This window comes from Lysinibacillus louembei (assembly GCF_033880585.1).
Classification (GTDB): domain Bacteria; phylum Bacillota; class Bacilli; order Bacillales_A; family Planococcaceae; genus Metasolibacillus; species Metasolibacillus louembei.
The window spans coordinates 40,622-58,891 of record NZ_CP137624.1; the positions used below are offsets into that span (position 1 = coordinate 40,622).

At 37.6% G+C, this 18,270-nt stretch carries 17 protein-coding genes; 9 read left to right on the forward strand and 8 right to left on the reverse strand.

Annotated elements, in window-relative coordinates:
* The first annotated feature begins 40 nt into the window (after positions 1 to 40).
* Positions 41 to 5,158, forward strand: a complete 5,118-nt coding sequence (locus R6U77_RS00245) for an ATP-binding protein (protein ID WP_319836954.1) — start codon at positions 41 to 43, stop codon at positions 5,156 to 5,158.
* Positions 5,159 to 5,241: 83 nt separating this feature from the next.
* Here the strand turns inward: R6U77_RS00245 and R6U77_RS00250 are convergent, their stop codons facing one another.
* Positions 5,242 to 5,928 carry a response regulator transcription factor gene (locus R6U77_RS00250; protein WP_319836955.1) on the reverse strand — a complete coding sequence of 229 codons (687 nt, stop codon included), beginning with the start codon at positions 5,926 to 5,928 and terminating at the stop codon, positions 5,242 to 5,244.
* Between the two features lie 44 nt (positions 5,929 to 5,972).
* Entirely contained in the window at positions 5,973 to 6,743 is a 771-nt protein-coding gene (locus tag R6U77_RS00255; RefSeq protein ID WP_319836956.1) for a Cof-type HAD-IIB family hydrolase, read from the reverse strand.
* 299 nt (positions 6,744 to 7,042) lie between these two features.
* Between R6U77_RS00255 and R6U77_RS00260 the strand changes: the two genes are divergently transcribed.
* The 3 genes from R6U77_RS00260 to R6U77_RS00270 all read left to right on the forward strand — a co-directional run bounded on the left by R6U77_RS00260 (position 7,043) and on the right by R6U77_RS00270 (position 9,235).
* Positions 7,043 to 7,252 carry a DNA-dependent RNA polymerase subunit epsilon gene (locus tag R6U77_RS00260; protein ID WP_319836957.1) on the forward strand — a complete coding sequence of 70 codons (210 nt, stop codon included), beginning with the start codon at positions 7,043 to 7,045 and terminating at the stop codon, positions 7,250 to 7,252.
* Positions 7,253 to 7,257: 5 nt separating this feature from the next.
* Complete coding sequence (rnjA, locus tag R6U77_RS00265) at positions 7,258 to 8,925, forward strand: ribonuclease J1 (protein WP_319836958.1); 1,668 nt, start codon at positions 7,258 to 7,260, stop codon at positions 8,923 to 8,925.
* Positions 8,926 to 9,031: 106 nt separating this feature from the next.
* Complete coding sequence (locus tag R6U77_RS00270) at positions 9,032 to 9,235, forward strand: hypothetical protein (RefSeq protein ID WP_293922410.1); 204 nt, start codon at positions 9,032 to 9,034, stop codon at positions 9,233 to 9,235.
* Between the two features lie 46 nt (positions 9,236 to 9,281).
* Here R6U77_RS00270 and R6U77_RS00275 read toward each other — a convergent pair whose 3' ends face one another.
* The 3 genes from R6U77_RS00275 to R6U77_RS00285 form a co-directional block, all read right to left on the reverse strand.
* Entirely contained in the window at positions 9,282 to 9,938 is a 657-nt protein-coding gene (locus R6U77_RS00275; RefSeq protein ID WP_293922407.1) for a potassium channel family protein, read from the reverse strand.
* 68 nt (positions 9,939 to 10,006) lie between these two features.
* Positions 10,007 to 11,671, reverse strand: a complete 1,665-nt coding sequence (locus R6U77_RS00280; RefSeq protein WP_319836959.1) for an Imm51 family immunity protein — start codon at positions 11,669 to 11,671, stop codon at positions 10,007 to 10,009.
* 189 nt (positions 11,672 to 11,860) lie between these two features.
* Positions 11,861 to 12,292, reverse strand: a complete 432-nt coding sequence (locus tag R6U77_RS00285; protein WP_319836960.1) for a thioredoxin domain-containing protein — start codon at positions 12,290 to 12,292, stop codon at positions 11,861 to 11,863.
* Between the two features lie 198 nt (positions 12,293 to 12,490).
* On the opposite strand from R6U77_RS00285, the gene R6U77_RS00290 reads away from it, so the two are divergent.
* Genes R6U77_RS00290 through R6U77_RS00310 form a run of 5 tightly spaced genes read left to right on the forward strand, consistent with a single transcriptional unit; the run spans position 12,491 to position 16,828 of the window.
* Positions 12,491 to 13,036 carry a helix-turn-helix domain-containing protein gene (locus R6U77_RS00290; protein ID WP_293922400.1) on the forward strand — a complete coding sequence of 182 codons (546 nt, stop codon included), beginning with the start codon at positions 12,491 to 12,493 and terminating at the stop codon, positions 13,034 to 13,036.
* Between the two features lie 15 nt (positions 13,037 to 13,051).
* Positions 13,052 to 14,158 (forward strand): ABC transporter ATP-binding protein, encoded by a 1,107-nt coding sequence (locus tag R6U77_RS00295; protein WP_293922398.1) that lies wholly within the window; start codon positions 13,052 to 13,054, stop codon positions 14,156 to 14,158.
* Positions 14,148 to 14,954, forward strand: coding sequence for an ABC transporter permease (locus R6U77_RS00300; protein WP_293922396.1), 807 nt, complete (start codon positions 14,148 to 14,150; stop codon positions 14,952 to 14,954). The genes R6U77_RS00295 and R6U77_RS00300 overlap by 11 nt, the downstream gene beginning before the upstream one ends.
* On the forward strand, positions 14,954 to 15,748 hold the full coding sequence (locus R6U77_RS00305) for an ABC transporter permease (RefSeq protein WP_293922394.1): 795 nt from the start codon (positions 14,954 to 14,956) through the stop codon (positions 15,746 to 15,748). The genes R6U77_RS00300 and R6U77_RS00305 overlap by 1 nt, the downstream gene beginning before the upstream one ends.
* Positions 15,749 to 15,751: 3 nt before the next feature.
* Positions 15,752 to 16,828, forward strand: a complete 1,077-nt coding sequence (locus R6U77_RS00310) for an ABC transporter substrate-binding protein (RefSeq protein WP_319836961.1) — start codon at positions 15,752 to 15,754, stop codon at positions 16,826 to 16,828.
* Between the two features lie 41 nt (positions 16,829 to 16,869).
* Here the strand turns inward: R6U77_RS00310 and R6U77_RS00315 are convergent, their stop codons facing one another.
* From R6U77_RS00315 to R6U77_RS00325, 3 genes are read right to left on the reverse strand one after another with little or no spacing between them, the layout of a single operon-like run.
* A complete protein-coding gene (locus tag R6U77_RS00315; protein ID WP_319836962.1) occupies positions 16,870 to 17,091 on the reverse strand; it encodes an IS3 family transposase in 222 nt (73 codons plus the stop codon).
* A 24-nt stretch (positions 17,092 to 17,115) separates the two neighbouring features.
* Positions 17,116 to 17,733, reverse strand: a complete 618-nt coding sequence (locus tag R6U77_RS00320) for an IS3 family transposase (RefSeq protein ID WP_319838406.1) — start codon at positions 17,731 to 17,733, stop codon at positions 17,116 to 17,118.
* Complete coding sequence (locus tag R6U77_RS00325) at positions 17,697 to 18,254, reverse strand: transposase (protein WP_319836963.1); 558 nt, start codon at positions 18,252 to 18,254, stop codon at positions 17,697 to 17,699. The genes R6U77_RS00320 and R6U77_RS00325 overlap by 37 nt, the downstream gene beginning before the upstream one ends.
* Positions 18,255 to 18,270 lie beyond the last annotated feature (16 nt).

Consider the following 18,270-nt stretch of genomic DNA (forward strand, 5'->3'; position numbering starts at 1 on the left):
TTTATAATAAAAAAAACATGGTATTTGGAGGTGTTGCACATTGAAAAATCATATTATTTTGCAAACAAATCAAGGTTGGCACTTACAGCGAATGTATATCGATAAATTTCATAATAGAATGCTTGTCAAAAGCATTCATCAAAATTCTGCTGAATATCGCGCTCGATTAAATTATGAGCTTGCTCTATTTGCTAACGATACAAGTCCTTGGCTATTAAAGCCTATTACGGTTGATTATATTGACCAACATTACGGACTCATTTATGAAAATTTCGATGGCATTCCTCTAATTAATTTTAAAAACATGACAATTTCGCAATTTTTGCAGGTAGCTATTGATTTAAGCAATATTTGTATTAGCTTGCATCAAAATCAATTATTATTTTTAGCGCTAAATCCATACCATATTTTAATTCAGCCTGAATCCTTGAAGCTAAAGCTGCTAAGTAGTGATATGAGCATCAAATATAATATAGGTACTCCGATTGTTATGAATAATACACAGCCACATTTGCAGCAGCTTCCATATTATGCCCCTGAGCAAACAGGAAGGTTAAATATAGCTATTGACTATCGTGCTGATTTATATGCACTTGGTGCCATTTTTTATCAGCTATTGAGTGGTGCACCACCATTTACAGGGCAAAATACTATCGATATTATTTACAACATTTTAACGAAAAAGCCTGCGCAATTATTGGCAACACAGCACCAAAATACTTTTATTATTTGGCAAATCATCGAAAAATTACTTGAAAAAAATCCAAGTGCTCGTTATCAAAGTGCTGTTGGTTTAAGAGAGGATTTGCTTGCTATTCAAAAAGCTTTGCTCGCTGATGAATTGCTTGAGAATTTCACTTTAGGCACTGGAGATATCGCATTGTCTCCAACATTGACAAATAAGCTGTATGGTCGCGAGCAACATGTAGCAACACTGACTCATTTATTTGAGCAGGTGACGAGTGGTGACAAAAAATTCGCGCTTATTTCTGGGGAAGCAGGCGTCGGAAAATCCCAGCTTGTTTATGGACTAAAAGGAGAAATAGCGACAGCAAAAGGCTATTTTACCGAAACAAAATACAATCAGCTGCAATTGGAAAATGATTTTGCTTCAGTTATTTATCCATTGCGTGATTTATTAAAGCAGCTTTATATGGAAGGTGAACACACCGTTAGTAGCTGGCGTAATCATTTTGAAAAAGGGCAACTGCATGTAACCTCAGATTTAGTTGTTTTACTGCCAGAGCTACGATGGTTTTATGATAACGATAGCATTCAAGATGAATATTATGATGATAGTAAGCAATTACAAGCCCATTTATTTAATAGTATAAAAAAAATATTGCGATGCTTTGCACTTCAGAAAAAGCCAATTGTATTATTAATTGATGACTTACATTGGGCTGATAAAAATACATTGCAGGCATTAATTGATATTTATGAGCAGCATCGTGAAGGCTATTTATTGTTCATTAGTACGTTGCGTATTAACGAAAAAAGTAAAGCAGAGGAAAAGCAATTAAAGCTCATTCTCCCTTTTTATAAGCATATTGAGCTAACAGCATTGACAAAAGAAGACATTACATTTTGGCTGCAAGAATCGCTTCATATGCAAACATCAACAATGGAGGAAATCGTCAAGCATTTAATGAACTTAACAAATGGTAACCCATTGTTCATTAAAGAAGCCTTTCGTTCCTTGCAGCAGGACAATACGATTTATTTGGATTTTGACTCAAAACAATGGAAATTCGATATCCAAAAATTTAACCAAGTTGCACTAAATTCTGAGTTATTGCTCTTTCTTGAAAATAAATTGGCAAATTTACAGAAGGATACGTTACATGTTTTACAAATCGCTGCTTGCTTAGGAGCTAAATTTGATTTTCATATATTGCGCAAGCTCGTTAACTTTACAGACCAAGAGCTGCTACAGCTACTTGATGCACTTATTACAACAGGCTTTATTATTCCTTTAAATACAGATTTTAAATGGGCGAGTCAGCTTGAATTAGAGGAAGTGCTTTTAACGCACAGGTTGACGTTCCAATTCGTTCATAATCGCTTTCAACAAGCTGCCTATAAAAGAATTCCCGAAGCACAAAAGCTTGAGCTACATTATCAAATCGGTCAGCTTTTTACAACATTACTTGATCATTCACAAGATAGCTATGAACTACAGGAAGTTGTGAAACACCTCAACTACTGTTGCTCATTGCTAAGCGAGCAAGAAAAATATCAGTTAGCAATCTGGAATTACCAGCTTGGTGTGAGCACTAAAAAAGTTGGACTTTTAGAAAATGCGCTCTATTTTTTAACAATCAGTCGAGATTTACTTCCGGCAAATTGCTGGCAAATCATGCGTAAAGAAGCATTGGATATTTATATTCATCTAGGAGAATGTGAATGCTTGCTGGGACAAATGGAATCATCCGATAAACATTTATCAGAAGCCCTACTCTATTGTGAAACACTGCTTGAAAAGCTAACAATTTATAATTTAAAAACATGGCTTTATATTGAGACAGATGATCCACATACTAGCATTCAAGCTGGTTTAACAGGCCTGGCAGAAGCCAATATGCAAATTCCAGCACGCCCTAACAAGCTTCAAGTATTGAACGAACTAATAAAGCTACAGCTTGCTTTACGCGGCAAGTCAGACCAACAATTGCTAACTGCTTCAAGCCTTGAAAACAAGGAAATTGATATTGTCACTCAAATATTAATTAATATGGTTGCAAGCACTGTAAGGGTCGACTCTAATTTATCAGGCATTGCTTTAATGCGTGCATTTCGATTGCAATTAAAGTATGGGCTTGGCGCAAAGGGTGGCATTATTTTAATTAATTATGCCATGCTGCTAAATTCAGGCTTTGGCAATATTAAAGAATCGATTCACTTTAGCCAACTGGCAATCGAAGTAGCTGACAAGCAGGACAGCATTTATATAAAAGGGCATGTCTACTATGTATATGGCTTATTTATTAGCCATTGGACAGATTCATATGAAACGAGCATCAATTATATGAGCAGGGCACAGCAATATTGTCGTGAAATTGGGCTCCATGTAATTGTAACAACTGCCTCCTGCTTTATCTTTGTTGCACAGCTTATTCGTGGCACAACCATCTCCAATTTGCAGCAGGAAATCAAGCAGCAGCAGGATGAATTCTCATTAAATGCAACGCCTTTAACAATTGACTTTTTAGCAGAGATGGCTTTATGGATGAATGTATTGCGTGATCCACATCACCCGATTGAATGGTCCTATCCATTCGCGATACAGGATCAGCCTATTATTAAAATGATGCATTATTCAGTTCGCCTGCAAATGTCCTTTTTACTTCATAATGAGCAGCAAGGGTTAGCTGTATTATCGTTAATAAGCCCTATTTATAAAGAGGTTTTCGATTTGCCTGTTACGACGCTTTATTATTTTTATCGTGCATTATGGCAATTCAATTGGCTGCATCAGCAAAAAGGGAGCCGCCAAGAGCAAAAGGTATATCGTGCAGAAATTAAAGAAAGCATGCAGAAGTTTAAAAAATGGGTAAAATTCGCACCACAGCACTACGAGCATTTATATTTACTGCTACTTGCTGAAGACTACCATCTTCATCATGAGGATGACAAAGCAAAACTTTATTATGATCGTGCAATACAGTTAGCAAAAATGCGCCATTTTATACAAGATAGCGCCATTGCTTATGAGCGTGCAGCAAACTACTATAAAATGAAGGACGATGATCTGACAGCTCTTTATTACAGCAGGCAGGCTATTCAAGCAGCTCGCCAATGGGAGGCGGAAACAGTCGCAAAGTATTGGGAGGTGCAATATGCTGTTCATAGTATGCCAATTATAGAGCAGCAAAGTTATTTAAATAGTAGCTTTGAAATGATGACTGTGTTAGAAACTGCGCAATCCTTTGCAAAGGATATTCAAATGGAACGCTTACTGCACAATATTTTATTTTCATTATTGAGGCATGCTAGTGCAACGGTAGGCTACTTCATTCATAAACGCGCTGACGAGCTTATCGTTTTAGCAAAGGCAGAGGCCGATAATACGATTTTTGCCACATATGAGCAGCAGCAGCTAGAGCAATTTCATGAAAATATGCAGTCTATTGTGCGGTACGTTATACAAAGTGAGGAGCCTTGTATTATTCAAAATACGAAAGTGCCAAATGCATTATTGCGCACATCCTCAGCAGCTAAGTCGATTTTATGCTTGCCAATCCATCATAAACGTGAAATTATTGCAGTTTTATATTTAGAAAATACTGTAACAGCAAATGCTTTTCACGCAACACATATCGATTTGTTAAAAATGCTTTCTACACAAATTGCCATTTCCATTGAGAATGCTCAAATTTATGAGGAGCTAGAGCAGCATGTGCAGGCACGTACAAAGCAAGTTGATGAAACAAACCAGCATTTGAAAAAAGTAAACGAGCAATTAGCGCAAAATGAGCTAGAGCGCAAAAAATTATTGCATAGTATTTCTCATGAATTGCGTTCACCCATTACTTCTTCTCTCGGTTATATTGAGCTTATTTTAGATGGTGTTATTACAGAAGAAGAGGAGAAAATAAAATATTTAACACGCGGTAAAGATCGACTGCTTTCTTTAAATGTGCTGATTCAGGATTTATTTGATTTAGCTAATTTAGAATCTGGTAGAGCTGAATACCAATTTAGCAAAATTAGCGCAAAGGAGCTGTTCCAGCAATTTGAGTTACGCTATGAGCATGAAATTAAGCAGCTCGGCTTGCAGTACAGCGCCAATTTTTATGGTTCTCCATACGCGCAGCTACTCGTCGATACTGCACGTATACAGCAAGTATTTGAAAATATTATGTCAAATGCTATGAAATATACGAAAAAGGGGAGCATTGAATTAGCAATTTACACAAATGATGAGCATTTCATTTGTTCAATTAAAGATAGCGGTATCGGCATACCTACAAAAGACATACCGTTTATATTTGATAGCTACTATAGAGCTTCCAATTCAAACATTAAAAATTCACACGGTCTCGGTCTTGCCATTTGCCAGCAAATTATTTCACAGCATCAAGGAGAAATTAGCGTAACAAGCACCGAGCATAGTGGCTCAACCTTTATCTTTACATTACCATTGTTAAAGGATTGACAATAAATTATTTTCTCATAAGGAAAACCCGAACAATTTTCTGAATAAAATTGTTCGGGTTTTATAACATCATTTACACACTACTAATCTTTATTACTAAAAATATAGCCAAAGCCTCGCACTGTTTGTATATACTTTGGCTGTGAAGGATTATCTTCAATTTTTCGACGCAATGTGCTCATATGCACAGATAAAGTTTTCGCATCTGCTGTGCCATCAAAGCCCCAAGCGTGATTAATTAATTGCTCTACACTAAGCACTTTATTTATATTTTCGATTAAGTAAAATAGCAGCTGTCTTTCCTTTGTAAATAAATTGACGAGCTGCCCTTGTTTATAAACCATCTTATCATCTATATGCACTTCTAGCTGATCTAACTTTATAATTTGCTGACTTGCTGTTGCCACTCTTCTTTTCAAATGCGCCTGTACACGTGCCACGAGCTCTTTTGGAATAAAAGGCTTCGTAACATAATCATCTGCCCCTACCTCAAAGCCGTGCAATTTCTCATCAATAAGATGGTTTACAGTTACAAAAATAATAATAGCATCTGATATTTCCCGAATTTTTTTAGCTAACTGAAAGCCATCTCCATCAGGTAAGTTGACATCTAATAAAATTAAATCTGGCTGTTTTTTCGCTACAGCATCCCAGCCTTCTTGGAAAGTTGTTGCTTGTGATACTATATAATTTGCACTCTTCATCGATAAGGCTAATACTTCCATAATATCTTCATCATCTTCAACTATTAATATTTTCTCACCTGCCACCTTCTCTTCTCCTTCCCCTCATTGCTTATATACATCTCTGTTAATTAGACAAGACCTAATTCCTTCATCGCTTTCGCTAAGCCATCATCATCCACATGTGATGCCTGTACATCTGCTACTTCTTTAGCCTGCGCATGACCATTGCCCATCGCAACACCGATTCCTACTGTCTGAAGCATTTCAATATCATTTAAACCATCGCCAAAGGCAATTGTATCTTCCATTGCTATGCCGATTTTTTCAATTAACTTTTCAATGCCGCGTGCCTTTGAGCCTCCTTGTGGTAATACATCACATACTTCCGCATGCCAGCGCACAAATTGTACATCTGGGAATGCTTTCATATAGCCAGCTTCCTCATTCTCTCTCATGAAAACTAATGTTTGATAAACTGGATGACTTTTATAATAATCAGGCACAACTTGTGGATACGGACAATCCAATGTCTCTAAGCTACAACGAACTCCCTCATGCTCTGGCATGGAAGCAATCATTTGCTTTTCATCAATAAAAACAAGTGGATGTCCTTGTACTGAGCTGAATGTCACAAGCTCCTCTAAACGCTCATTGCTAAGCCCATCTGAAAAAATAACCTCACCTTTATAGACAACATATTGCCCGTTTAATGTGACATATGTATCAATGTCAAGCTCCTCTCGCAATTCCTCAATCATGTAAGGAGCACGCCCTGTTGCAATCGCAATTTCATAGCCGTTAGCGCGCGCTGCTAATATAGCCTCCTTTGCAGAATTAGGGAGCTTTTTATCACTATTATAAAGCGTGCCATCTACATCAAAAAATAAAATTTTTTTCATATCTATTCATTCTCCTTTACAAAAGTCAAAAAATTCAGTATAATTTCCTCAAGGAGTGATGTGCCATGCTGAAACGACTCAAAAAGAAATTGTTGAAACGATTAAATGGCGTCCTCGGAAAAAAATCAATTGCTTAAGCCCTTCTTTTGGAGGGCTTTTCTTTATTTTAAAGGAAACGCATGATAATATAAAGGAAATGCATTTATTTTCTATTTGTTATATAGACATTTCAGACATGTTATCATGCATATAGAGTTTTAAATGCAATAATAATGTACGTAATTAAAAGGAGAGTCCATATGATTTACAAAGTTTATTATCAAGAAAACAAGCATGAAACTCCAGTTCGCGAAAACACTAAAACACTTTATGTAGAAGCTTCTTCAGAGCGTGAAGTACGCGCCTACTTAAAAGAACGAAACTATAATATTGAACTTGTTCAGCTTTTAGAGGGCAATTATCTAGAGTATGAACAAGCGAGTCCAAACTTCCATCTGGAGAACGCCTAATATTTATGAAATTTGTTAAAAATGATCAAGCAGCTGTTTTCGCACTCGGCGGACTGGGTGAAATCGGCAAAAACACATACGGCGTTCAATTCCAAGATGAAATTATTTTAATCGATGCAGGTATTAAATTTCCTGAAGACGATTTACTAGGAATTGATTATGTAATTCCAGACTACACATACTTAGTACGTAATGTAGACAAAATTAAGGGCTTATTTATTACACATGGGCATGAGGATCATATCGGTGGCATTCCATACTTATTACGCCAGCTAAATGTTCCTGTTTATGGCGGCAAATTAGCGCTAGGCCTACTTCGCAACAAGCTAGAAGAACACGGCTTATTGCGTACAACGAAGATGATTGAAATTAAGGAAGACGATGTCATTAAATTCCGTAAAACGTCAGTTAGCTTCTTCCGTACAACACATAGTATTCCAGATGCATATGGTATCGTTGTTAAAACGCCACCTGGCAATATTGTGCATACAGGAGATTTCAAATTTGACTTTACACCAGTTGGGGAGCCAGCAAACTTAACAAAAATGGCAGAAATCGGTCGTGACGGTGTACTATGTCTATTATCAGATAGTACAAATGCTGAGGTACCAAACTTTACGATGTCTGAGCGTAAAGTTGGAGAAAGCATTGATGATGTATTCCGCAAAGTTGGGGGACGCATTATTTTTGCGACATTCGCATCGAACATCCATCGCTTGCAGCAAGTAACAGATGCAGCGGTAGCACACGGACGCAAGGTTGCAGTATTTGGTCGTTCTATGGATAATGCCATTACAATCGGCCGAGAGCTAGGCTACATTTCAGCTCCAAAGGAAACTTTTGTTGATGCAGGTAGCATCAATCGTTTACCTGCGAACGAAGTGTTAATTTTATGTACAGGCTCACAAGGTGAACCAATGGCAGCATTATCTCGTATCGCAAACGGTACACATCGCCAAATTCAAATCCAGCCTGGTGATACAGTTGTTTTCTCATCATCACCAATTCCTGGTAACCAAATTAGTGTCAATAAAATTATTAACCTACTATATCGTGCAGGAGCAGAAGTCATTCATGGCTCGCTTAATAATATTCATACTTCTGGACATGGCTCACAGGAAGAGCAAAAGCTCATGCTTCGCTTAATGAAGCCGAAATTCTTTATGCCAATCCATGGTGAATACCGCATGTTAAAAATGCATACACAACTTGCAGAGGATTGCGATGTACCAATCGAAAATTCCTTTGTTATGGAAAATGGTGATGTGCTAGCATTAAGCGCAAATGAAGCGCATGTTGCAGGTCGTATTCCATCAGGCGATGTTTATATTGATGGCAATGGTATCGGTGATATCGGCAATATCGTTTTACGTGATCGTCGCATTTTATCTGAGGAAGGTCTTGTTATCGTTGTTGTTAGCATTGATATGGAAAAGCATAAAATGGTTTCAGGTCCAGATATTATTTCACGTGGCTTCGTCTATATGCGTGAATCAGGCTTAATGATTAATGAAGCGCAAAAAATGCTTAACCAGCATTTAAATCGCACAATTCAAGATAAATCCATTCAATGGGCAGAGCTAAAAAATGAAATTACAGATGTCTTAGGTCCATATTTATATGAAAAGACCAAGCGTCGCCCAATGATTTTACCAATCATTATGGAAGTATAAAAAATAAGGCTGTTCGAATCGTAGGCTAATGCCTAACATTTCGAACAGCCTTTTATGTTTAATATTTTTTATTTCGGTGAAACATATAATAGAGAGGTGATAAATTATGAAGCAAGATAAACCATTTAAAACGAGACATTTGCATAATCCTGATGTGTTGGATACGGAAAAAGAAAGCATTTTCGATATGCACGAAGATATGAAAACAGTCGATGCGATTCCTGTTGAGGAGCTAAACGAACAAGTTAAAGATGAACGCCATAAACATCATACTAAAAATACTTCATCTAGCGAAAAGCGCTACGAATAGAGGGAGGTCAGCATTAGCTGGTCTCCCTCTGTCTTTTGCCATACTCCTACAATGCTTTTTTTACAAAACGATTAATATCCACATCTGCACCAATCACTAATAAAATATCTCCTAATAAAATTGGATCTTGTGGAACAGGGGAAACGATAATGGTTGCGCCTCTTTTAATGCCGACAATATTGATACCATACTGCGCACGAATATCAAGGTCAATTAAGCTGTGTCCTGCAATTTTATCGCTCGCTTTAATTTCCATAATGGAATATTCATCTGATAACTCCAAATAATCAAGTACATTTGTTGACATCATGTTATTGGCAATACGTATCCCCATATCACGCTCTGGATGAACGACGAAATCTGCACCGATTTTTCTTAACACTTTTTCATGGTAGTCATTTTGCGCCTTCACCGTAATTTGGGGAACGCCATGCTCCTTTAAAATAAGCGTTGTTAAAATACTTGCTTGAATATCCTCACCGATTGCGACAATAATATGCTCAAAATTCCATAAACCGAGCGATTTTATGACCGCTTCATCTGTCGTATCTGCCACAACTGCCTGTGTTGCAATGGAAGCATATTCATCTACACGTTCCCTTAACGTATCAATTGCCATTACATTTGCACCGAGTGAAACTAACTCTTTTACGATGCTCCCACCAAAGCGCCCTAATCCAATTACTACAAATTCCTTTTTCATCTTTTTCGCCTCCAACTCTGCTGTCAACAGTGTAACGTAATGGCTCTAGCGAAGTAAAGCTTGATCTATTAATCCAATATCGCCCTAGAAAACAAGTCGTAAATTAATTTATCATCTTCACATGTATGCTTAAATCCAATAGCAAATTGCAACAATGCTTCCCTTTCATGAGAGTATGCACAAAACATGTCTGCCTCTGGGTCGAAACGCACAACACTTACTAGCTCAGGCAGCCTCTCTTGCAAATAAACATCCGCCAATGAATACCAATCATAGCCACTCCCTTGAAATCCTTCCTCTGCTCTTGTTTCAAATAACTCCTCTTTATAAATTCCTACATTTAAGATAAGTGAAATATTTCCGCTATCATGTTCTACCAAATAAAATGGTTTTAGCTCCTCTTTCAGCATTTGGACATGTAGACTAGTCAGCTTTTCTGCTGTGAAGCTAAGCCCTCCATCCTGATTTACGATTTCACCTTGCGCTATTCGTTCCTCTAGCCAGCTTGAAATAAAGCCTGGGGCATATCCTCCTGTGCTGAAACCTTGTGCAAGTGCAATAATGTTTTGATAGTCTTCTAAATATTGCACTTGTGTTACCTCTGAGTTCGCATTTGTATACAGCCAAAATTGGATATCATACATCAGCATAGATAGCTCATCCGCATGTAAAGCAAAATAGCCTTTATCCTCTACAATTTGGGTGCAAATCCCTCGAATAACTGCCTCTATGCGCTTGCCCTCTCCTGTTTTCTCGCATAATGACTGCAATAATGGTGAAAAGGGTGCATACTTAATATTATCCAAATCGTCTAGTTTATCCTGTTCTGATGTATCAAATACTTCCTCATTAACTAATCCTACAATAAAGGACGCAAAGTTTGGGGCAAGGAATGTAATATAGTAATCATCCTCCTGATCTACATGTACAACAGCAGGCTCACCGTCTTTCCCACAAAAACGATAATCAAGCATAATGACATCATGACCTGCTGATGGGCAATCGGCTATGACGACACCAATAGCTGGATAGCCCCATTCTTCCAACATAAAATTGCTCCCTAAATCGCCACACAGGCTATACGTTTTTTCTCGACCAATACCCATAATACCTGTAATTGCCACATGGTTCTCTGCCCATGAGATTGGCATAGCAGTTGGATAGCAAGTATTTGCTGGTATACCGCCATTTTGCTGCTGCATAAACCAAATATAATCCACTGGCAATTTATAGCCAAGCTCTTCCTCAATAGAAGTAATCATTTCAGCAGTAGGCGCTGCTTCTACATAATTTTCATTTGCATAATCACTTTTCTCCCAAAATTGACTAAAATCACGCGTACGGAAAGGCACACGTTGAATATCTTCTGTTAACTGCTCTATATCGTTCATAATATTTTGACAATAAATAATATACGCCTCTGCTCTATCATCAAATCGTAATTCCTGCGCTCTTTTAAAGGAAGTCAGTGCCTCTTGCCATTTATGCATAAAGAAATAAGCATAGCCAACGCGCCAATGCCAATCTGCATCTTGTTGCCCTTGTTCTTTAAACACCATTAATTGTTGTAATGCTTCTGCGTATCGTCCTAGATTATTAAGTGCACGCCCATAGTGTCCAACTATTTCATAATGTCGCTCTAACTCAGGTAATTGTTCAATCGCTTCTACAATTTGATTATGCTGATGTTCTTCATACCAATGCTCTAGTTGCTTTACTAGCTCTTTTGACATAAGGTCACTCCTCTATCTCATTTTCAGTTTCTATAAAAATTATAATCTATTCCTCCTTCAAAAACAAACATACATTCCCTTTTTGTGAAATAAAATAGACTTGTTTGAAAAAGGATTATACTTTTTCAACAAGTCCTAATTTTTGGTTGCCATTGAGCGACTCACTACTTTTGTTTACAAGCGATTTCGTTATTGCATTTCTCTTGTTAAATATTGTATTTTATTTTCAATTAAGCGCATGCTTCCTGCAATTTGAATATGACGTAATTGCTGCTGCTTGTCAAAAATATAATAGGCTGGTACAAAGCGAGGATTATAAAGATTTGTTAAATGCTTATTATGATCTAAAAAGACAGCTTCTCTCATATCAAATTGGCGTACGGCTTCCTTGACTGTTGCTAGCTCCTCATCTTCAGGTAGTCTAGGCATATGCACCGCTACTAATTCAACTTCATAATTTTTAGCAACAGAATAAAGCCTTGGTAGCAGCTCCTTACATAACGAACAGCTCACTGACCAAAAATGAACAATTGTCAGCGTGTTTAAATCACCCTTTCTAATTTTCCGATTTAGCCACCCTGTTGCGCCTTGAAACTCTGGCATTGTTTCCTTCAATTTCATTGTTATCTCCTCCTTCTTTACAATATGTCAGGACAGGGGAAAATTTGCGCTAAATTGTTTGTAAAAACTTATAAAAACACTTGTTTTTTAGACAAAAGAATGTATAATTATCTATGTTTTTGTAAACTTAAAGTTTTGTAAAAGTAAACTTTCATAACTCGCAGTTTAAAATTACTAAACTTATAAGGAGGCAAAGAAATGCAAATTGGTATGAAAATAAAGGAGCTCCGACTAAAAAAAGGGCTTACTCAAGAGGAGCTTGGCGAACGTACAGATTTAACGAAGGGCTATATTTCGCAGCTTGAACGTGATTTGAACTCCCCTTCTATCGAAACACTATTTTCGCTTTTAGAGGTGCTTGGCACAACGCCAAAACAATTTTTTGATGATGAGAAATGGCAAAATAAGCATGTTGTTTTTACAGAGGAAGATCGCACTAGCTTTACAGATAATGAAAAGCAATATGAAATTGAGTGGTTAATTCCAACATCGAACGATAAAGAGATGGAGCCTGTCTTTTTAAAAATTCATAAGGGAGGCGCATTTAAAGCCTTTGAACCCTCTCTTGCTGAAACGTTTATTTACGTATTAAAGGGACGCATTCGTGTCGTCATTGGAGATGAAGCCTATATCGCAACAGAAGGACATTCTGTTTATTATGATGCTATATCCAATCACCAAATTTTTAATGTATATGACGGGACAACAGAATTGTTGCTTGTCGCTACGGAATCTTACTTATAGTTTAGGAGGCTTGTTATGGACAACAATACAATTATTCGTTTTGAAAATGTAACGAAATCTTATGACGATGGAACAGTCGTATTAAAAAATATTAATTTTGAGCTAGAGAAAGGTAAGTTTTACACATTGCTTGGTCCATCTGGCTGTGGCAAAACAACAATTTTACGCATTATTGCAGGCTTTACAGAGCCAACTGATGGCGCAGTCTTCTTTCATGATAAAAAAATTAATAATGTACCTGCGAACGAGCGTCAAGTAAATACGGTGTTCCAAGATTACGCGCTGTTTCCTCATTTAAACGTTTTTGAAAATGTAGCGTTTGGTTTACGCATTAAAAAGGTAAAGGAAGCTGAAATTGAAACGCGTGTACAAGAGGCATTAAAATTCGTTAACTTAGCAGGCTATGGCAACCGTGAAATTTCCGAAATGTCAGGTGGTCAACGTCAACGTGTTGCAATTGCACGTGCTATTATTAATGATCCTGAAATTATTTTATTAGATGAGCCATTATCAGCGCTTGATTTAAAGCTACGTACAGAGATGCAGTATGAGCTACGTGAATTACAGCAACGCCTTGGCAAAACATTTGTCTTCGTTACACATGACCAAGAGGAAGCGCTGGCAATGAGCGATGAGATTTTCGTTTTATCAAACGGTGAAATTCAGCAATCTGGTACACCTGTGGATATTTATGATGAGCCGATTAACCGCTTCGTTGCTGACTTTATCGGTGAATCCAATATTGTTGATGGCACGATGATTGACGACTTCCGCGTTCGCTTTGCTGGTAAGGAATTTGAGTGTGTTGACCAAGGGATGCAAAAAAATGAAAAAATCGATATTGTTATTCGCCCAGAGGATTTAGAAATTACAACGGTTGAAAAAGGAAAATTAATCGTGACAGTAGATACGCAATTATTCCGTGGTGTGCACTATGAAATTTCGACATACGACCAAGATGGCAACGAATGGCTCGTTCACTCTTTGAAGAAGGCAGAAGTGGGACAACAAATTGGCTTAGATTTCGATCCAGAAGCTATTCATGTTATGCGCTTAAACGAAACGGAGGAAGATTTCGACAAGCGACTTGAATCATATGGAGATGATGACAATGCAAACTAAAAATTCAAAAAGCGCATTATTTCCTTATGTGATTTGGATTGCACTCTTTGTAATCGCGCCGATTGCCTTAATTATTTATTATTCCCTTCAAGATTTAGAGGGGAATTTCACATTAGCGAACTATGCGGCATTTTTCTCAACAGTTTATTTGAAAATGACCTTGTCTAGCTTTTGGTACGCCTTTTTAATTACGTTTTTCACATTGCTTGTGTCGTATCCAGTCGCTTATTTATTAACAAAAACGAAGCATAAGCATTTATGGCTAATGCTCATTATTATCCCTTCATGGATTAACTTGTTATTAAAAACCTATGCCTTTATTGGTATTTTCGGCTTGTACGGACCGATTAATGCCATGATTGAAGTGTTTGGCTTTGATCCACAGCAAATGCTATTTACTGATTTTAGCTTTGTCTTCGTATCGGTTTATATTTTCATACCGTTTATGATTATTCCGATTTTCAACTCGCTTGATAAACTAAACCCAACGCTTGTCTATGCGGCACGTGACCTTGGGGCTTCAAGCTTTACAACATTCCGTCGTGTCATTTTCCCATTGACGATGGACGGGGTAAAATCAGGTATTCAAGTAACATTTATCCCTGCTCTATCGCTCTTTATGATTACACGATTGATTGCAGGGAATCGCGTTATTACGCTCGGAACTGCGATTGAGCAACAATTCCTTGTATCACAAAACTGGGGAATGGGTTCAACAATTGCGGTATTTTTAATCTTTATTATGGTTGTTATTATGCTATTTACAGGAAAAAACTCTAAGGGAGGCCGCGTATAATGGAAAAGCTATCACCTATTTCTAAAATTTATTTGGTGCTCGTTTTCGTTATTTTATATGCGCCAATCTTTTATCTTATCTTTTATTCGTTCAATAGCGCTGGCAATATGAACGATTTCGAATCCTTTACATGGGAGCATTATGCTGCTGTCTTTGGTGATTCACGCTTAATTGTTATTTTAATTAATACAATTTTAGTCGCATTGCTTTCTGGCTTGCTCGCAACAATTATCGGGACATTCGGCGCAATCGGCATTGTGTCAGTTAAAAATGCAAAAATGCGTAGCGTCTTGCTGTCATTAAACAATGTGTTAATCGTTAGCCCTGATGTTATTATCGGTGCAAGCTTCTTAATTTTATTTACATTTATCGGCGTGAAGCTTGGCTTTGCCTCTGTACTTGTTTCACACATTGCCTTCAGTGTGCCGATTGTTGTGCTGATGGTGCTGCCAAAATTGCTTGAAATGAATACATCGCTAATTGATGCGGCACGCGATTTAGGTGCAACGAAACGTGATGTATTAATGCGCGTCATTTTACCTTATATTGCACCAGGCATTTTTGCTGGCTTTTTCATGGCCTTGACGTATTCATTAGATGATTTCGCTGTAACATTTTTCGTTACAGGAAATGGCTTTAGCACATTGTCTGTCGAAATTTACTCGATGGCACGTACTGGTATTACATTAACGATTAACGCAATTTCTGGTTTAATTTTTGTTATTACAGTACTTGTTGTTGTCGGCTACTATTTTGTTAATAATCGCTCAAAGCAAGCAAAGGTGGGACGCTAACAAATGAAACAGTTACTACAAGCTACAATTGCGATCGTCATTGCGTGTGCCTTGCTATTTTTAGCTGCCAGTCAACTGCAAGTCAAAGGCGGCAAAGGTGGCAAAGATACACTCACTGTTTTCAACTGGGGTGAATATATCGATCCCGATTTAATTAAAGAATTTGAAAAAGAAACAGGTATCCATGTCATTTACGAAACATTCGATTCAAATGAAGCAATGCTGACAAAAATTCAACAAGGTGGCTCAGCATATGATGTTGCTGCTCCTTCTGAATATACTGTAGAAATGATGAAGGAAAAGGATTTGTTAATTCCTTTAGATCATTCGAAAATACCAAATATGAAAAATATCGACCCTTATTTTTTAAATTTAGCATTTGACCCAGACAATGAATATTCACTGCCGTATTTTTGGGGAACAGTTGGCATCGTCTATAATCCAACAATGATTGGTGATGACTTAACATTTGAATCATGGGAAGATTTATGGGACCCATCGCTAAAAGGTAAAGTCTTTTTAGTAGATGGTGCACGCGAAGTGATGGGAATGGGTCTTAATTCGATTGGTCAATCTTTAAATACAAAGGACGACCAAATTTTACGTACAGCAACGGATAAGTTAATTACACTTGCACCAAATGTAAAGGCGATTATCGGTGACGAAATTACACCATTAATGATTAATAATGAAGCATCTGTTGCCTTAACTTGGTCAGGGCAAGCCGCAGATATGATGTTTGAAAATGAGGATTTAACATATGCGGTGCCTGAAGAAGGCTCCAATTTATGGTTCGATAATTTCGTTATTCCAAAAACGTCAAAGAACATTGATGGAGCACATGCCTTCATCAACTTTATGCTTGATGCAGAGGTCAACGCCCAAAACACAGATTATGTGGGCTACTCTACACCTAACTTAGCTGCAATGGAGTTAATGGATCCAGAAGTAGTGGAAGATGAGCGTTACTACCCAGATGAGGAAACACGCGAGCATCTTGAAGTATATGAAAACCTTGGTCTTGAATGGCTTGGGAAGTATAATGAATTGTTTTTAGAGTTTAAGATGAGCATGAATTAAAAAGAAGCTTGGGTAGTGACCCCTTAAAGTTAGAGTTTTAATTATGAAGCGGATTGGCTGGCATGCGTTCGGTATTTTACCGGGCTCATGCCGGCCAGTTTTTGTTTAATTCGCTCGTTATTGTAGTAATCCATATATTGCTCAATTTTCTTCTGTAACGCTTCGTAAGAGACGACTTCTTCACCGTAATACATTTCCTGTTTCAGTAAGCCAAAGAAGTTCTCCATCATCGCATTATCTGCGCATGTTGCTTTGCGAGACATGCTTTGGAAAATCTTGTTCTGCTTTCATGTTTTCACCCATTGGTTATGTTGATAGTGCCAACCTTGATCGGAATGAATTGTGGTACGATAGTCAGCTCGCTCTTGAATAACTGGGAGTGCTTGTTTCAGTGAATTCATCATGAAATCAAGTGTTGGGCGTTTAGACATACTAAATCCAATGATTTCACCGTTATATACATCAAGAAGCGGGCTCAAATACAACTTTTCATTATTTATACATTTGAATTCCGTTACGTCTGTCACCACTTTTTGAAGGGCATAGGGTGTAGTGAAACGACGATTCAAACGATTTTTGGCTACTTTTCCAACGGTCCCTTTATACGATTGATAGCGTGATTTCCGCATGAATTTCTCGCATTTCAAGTTCAATTTCCGCATGAGACGCTGTACCTTCTTATGATTAATCATGTAACCTTGCCCTTTCAATTCCGCATGAATTCTGCGGTAGCCATATCGACCTTCATGTTTCTCAAATACCTCTATAATCAACGTCTTCCAAGCTTTATCTGGATCTTCTTGATGCATTTGTTTGATGTGATAGTGATAAGTCGCTTCCGGCATGTCTACACGCTTTAACACATCTTTTAATCGGAATTCTTCTTCTTTGAGTTCAAAGGCAATCGCTGCTTGTGCTTTTCGAGAAAGGCATCCGGGTTCTCTCGAAAAGCCTTCAACTTGTTTAAATAGGCGACCTCTAGACGAAGCAGTTCATTTTCGCGTTCTAACTGCTCCTCACGTGACATTTCTTTTTGAGTTGGTGTAGCTTGTGGTTTTTTAGACATAGATGGGCGCCCCTTTGCTTTTTCTTGCAGGCCCTCTACCCCTTCTTTTAGAAATTTATCGTTCCAATTGGCGATTAAACTCGGATTGTTTAGCTTAAATTGAATCGCCGTCTCTTGATAAGAAGCACCTGTTTGTTTTATAAAGTGTAATACATCCACTTTGAATTGAACAGAATAAATCGCCTTCTTTTTCTTAACAGATAATCCTTTACGACCAAATTCCTTGTAAGCACGTACCCAACGTCTAACTTGAGACTCTGCACCAATCTGGTATTTCTTCGCCATTAATGGATAACCCAAAGTACCTTGAAGATACTCGAGTACCACCTTCAATTTAAATTCTTCACTGTATTTCGCCATTAAAAAACACCCCAAA

Bases quoted from the DNA above. Each gene is read 5' to 3' on its own strand.
- R6U77_RS00275 (WP_293922407.1), bottom strand. From the start codon at position 9,938: ATGAAAAAGGAATTTGTAGTAATTGGATTAGGGCGCTTTGGTGGGAGC.
- R6U77_RS00255 (WP_319836956.1), bottom strand. From the start codon at position 6,743: ATGAAAAAAATTTTATTTTTTGATGTAGATGGCACGCTTTATAATAGT.
- rnjA (WP_319836958.1), top strand. From the start codon at position 7,258: ATGAAATTTGTTAAAAATGATCAAGCAGCTGTTTTCGCACTCGGCGGA.
- R6U77_RS00310 (WP_319836961.1), top strand. From the start codon at position 15,752: ATGAAACAGTTACTACAAGCTACAATTGCGATCGTCATTGCGTGTGCC.
- R6U77_RS00315 (WP_319836962.1), bottom strand. From the start codon at position 17,091: ATGTCTCGCAAAGCAACATGCGCAGATAATGCGATGATGGAGAACTTC.
- R6U77_RS00325 (WP_319836963.1), bottom strand. From the start codon at position 18,254: ATGGCGAAATACAGTGAAGAATTTAAATTGAAGGTGGTACTCGAGTAT.
- R6U77_RS00300 (WP_293922396.1), top strand. From the start codon at position 14,148: ATGCAAACTAAAAATTCAAAAAGCGCATTATTTCCTTATGTGATTTGG.
- R6U77_RS00295 (WP_293922398.1), top strand. From the start codon at position 13,052: ATGGACAACAATACAATTATTCGTTTTGAAAATGTAACGAAATCTTAT.
- R6U77_RS00305 (WP_293922394.1), top strand. From the start codon at position 14,954: ATGGAAAAGCTATCACCTATTTCTAAAATTTATTTGGTGCTCGTTTTC.
- R6U77_RS00260 (WP_319836957.1), top strand. From the start codon at position 7,043: ATGATTTACAAAGTTTATTATCAAGAAAACAAGCATGAAACTCCAGTT.
- R6U77_RS00270 (WP_293922410.1), top strand. From the start codon at position 9,032: ATGAAGCAAGATAAACCATTTAAAACGAGACATTTGCATAATCCTGAT.
- R6U77_RS00285 (WP_319836960.1), bottom strand. From the start codon at position 12,292: ATGAAATTGAAGGAAACAATGCCAGAGTTTCAAGGCGCAACAGGGTGG.
- R6U77_RS00290 (WP_293922400.1), top strand. From the start codon at position 12,491: ATGCAAATTGGTATGAAAATAAAGGAGCTCCGACTAAAAAAAGGGCTT.
- R6U77_RS00280 (WP_319836959.1), bottom strand. From the start codon at position 11,671: ATGTCAAAAGAGCTAGTAAAGCAACTAGAGCATTGGTATGAAGAACAT.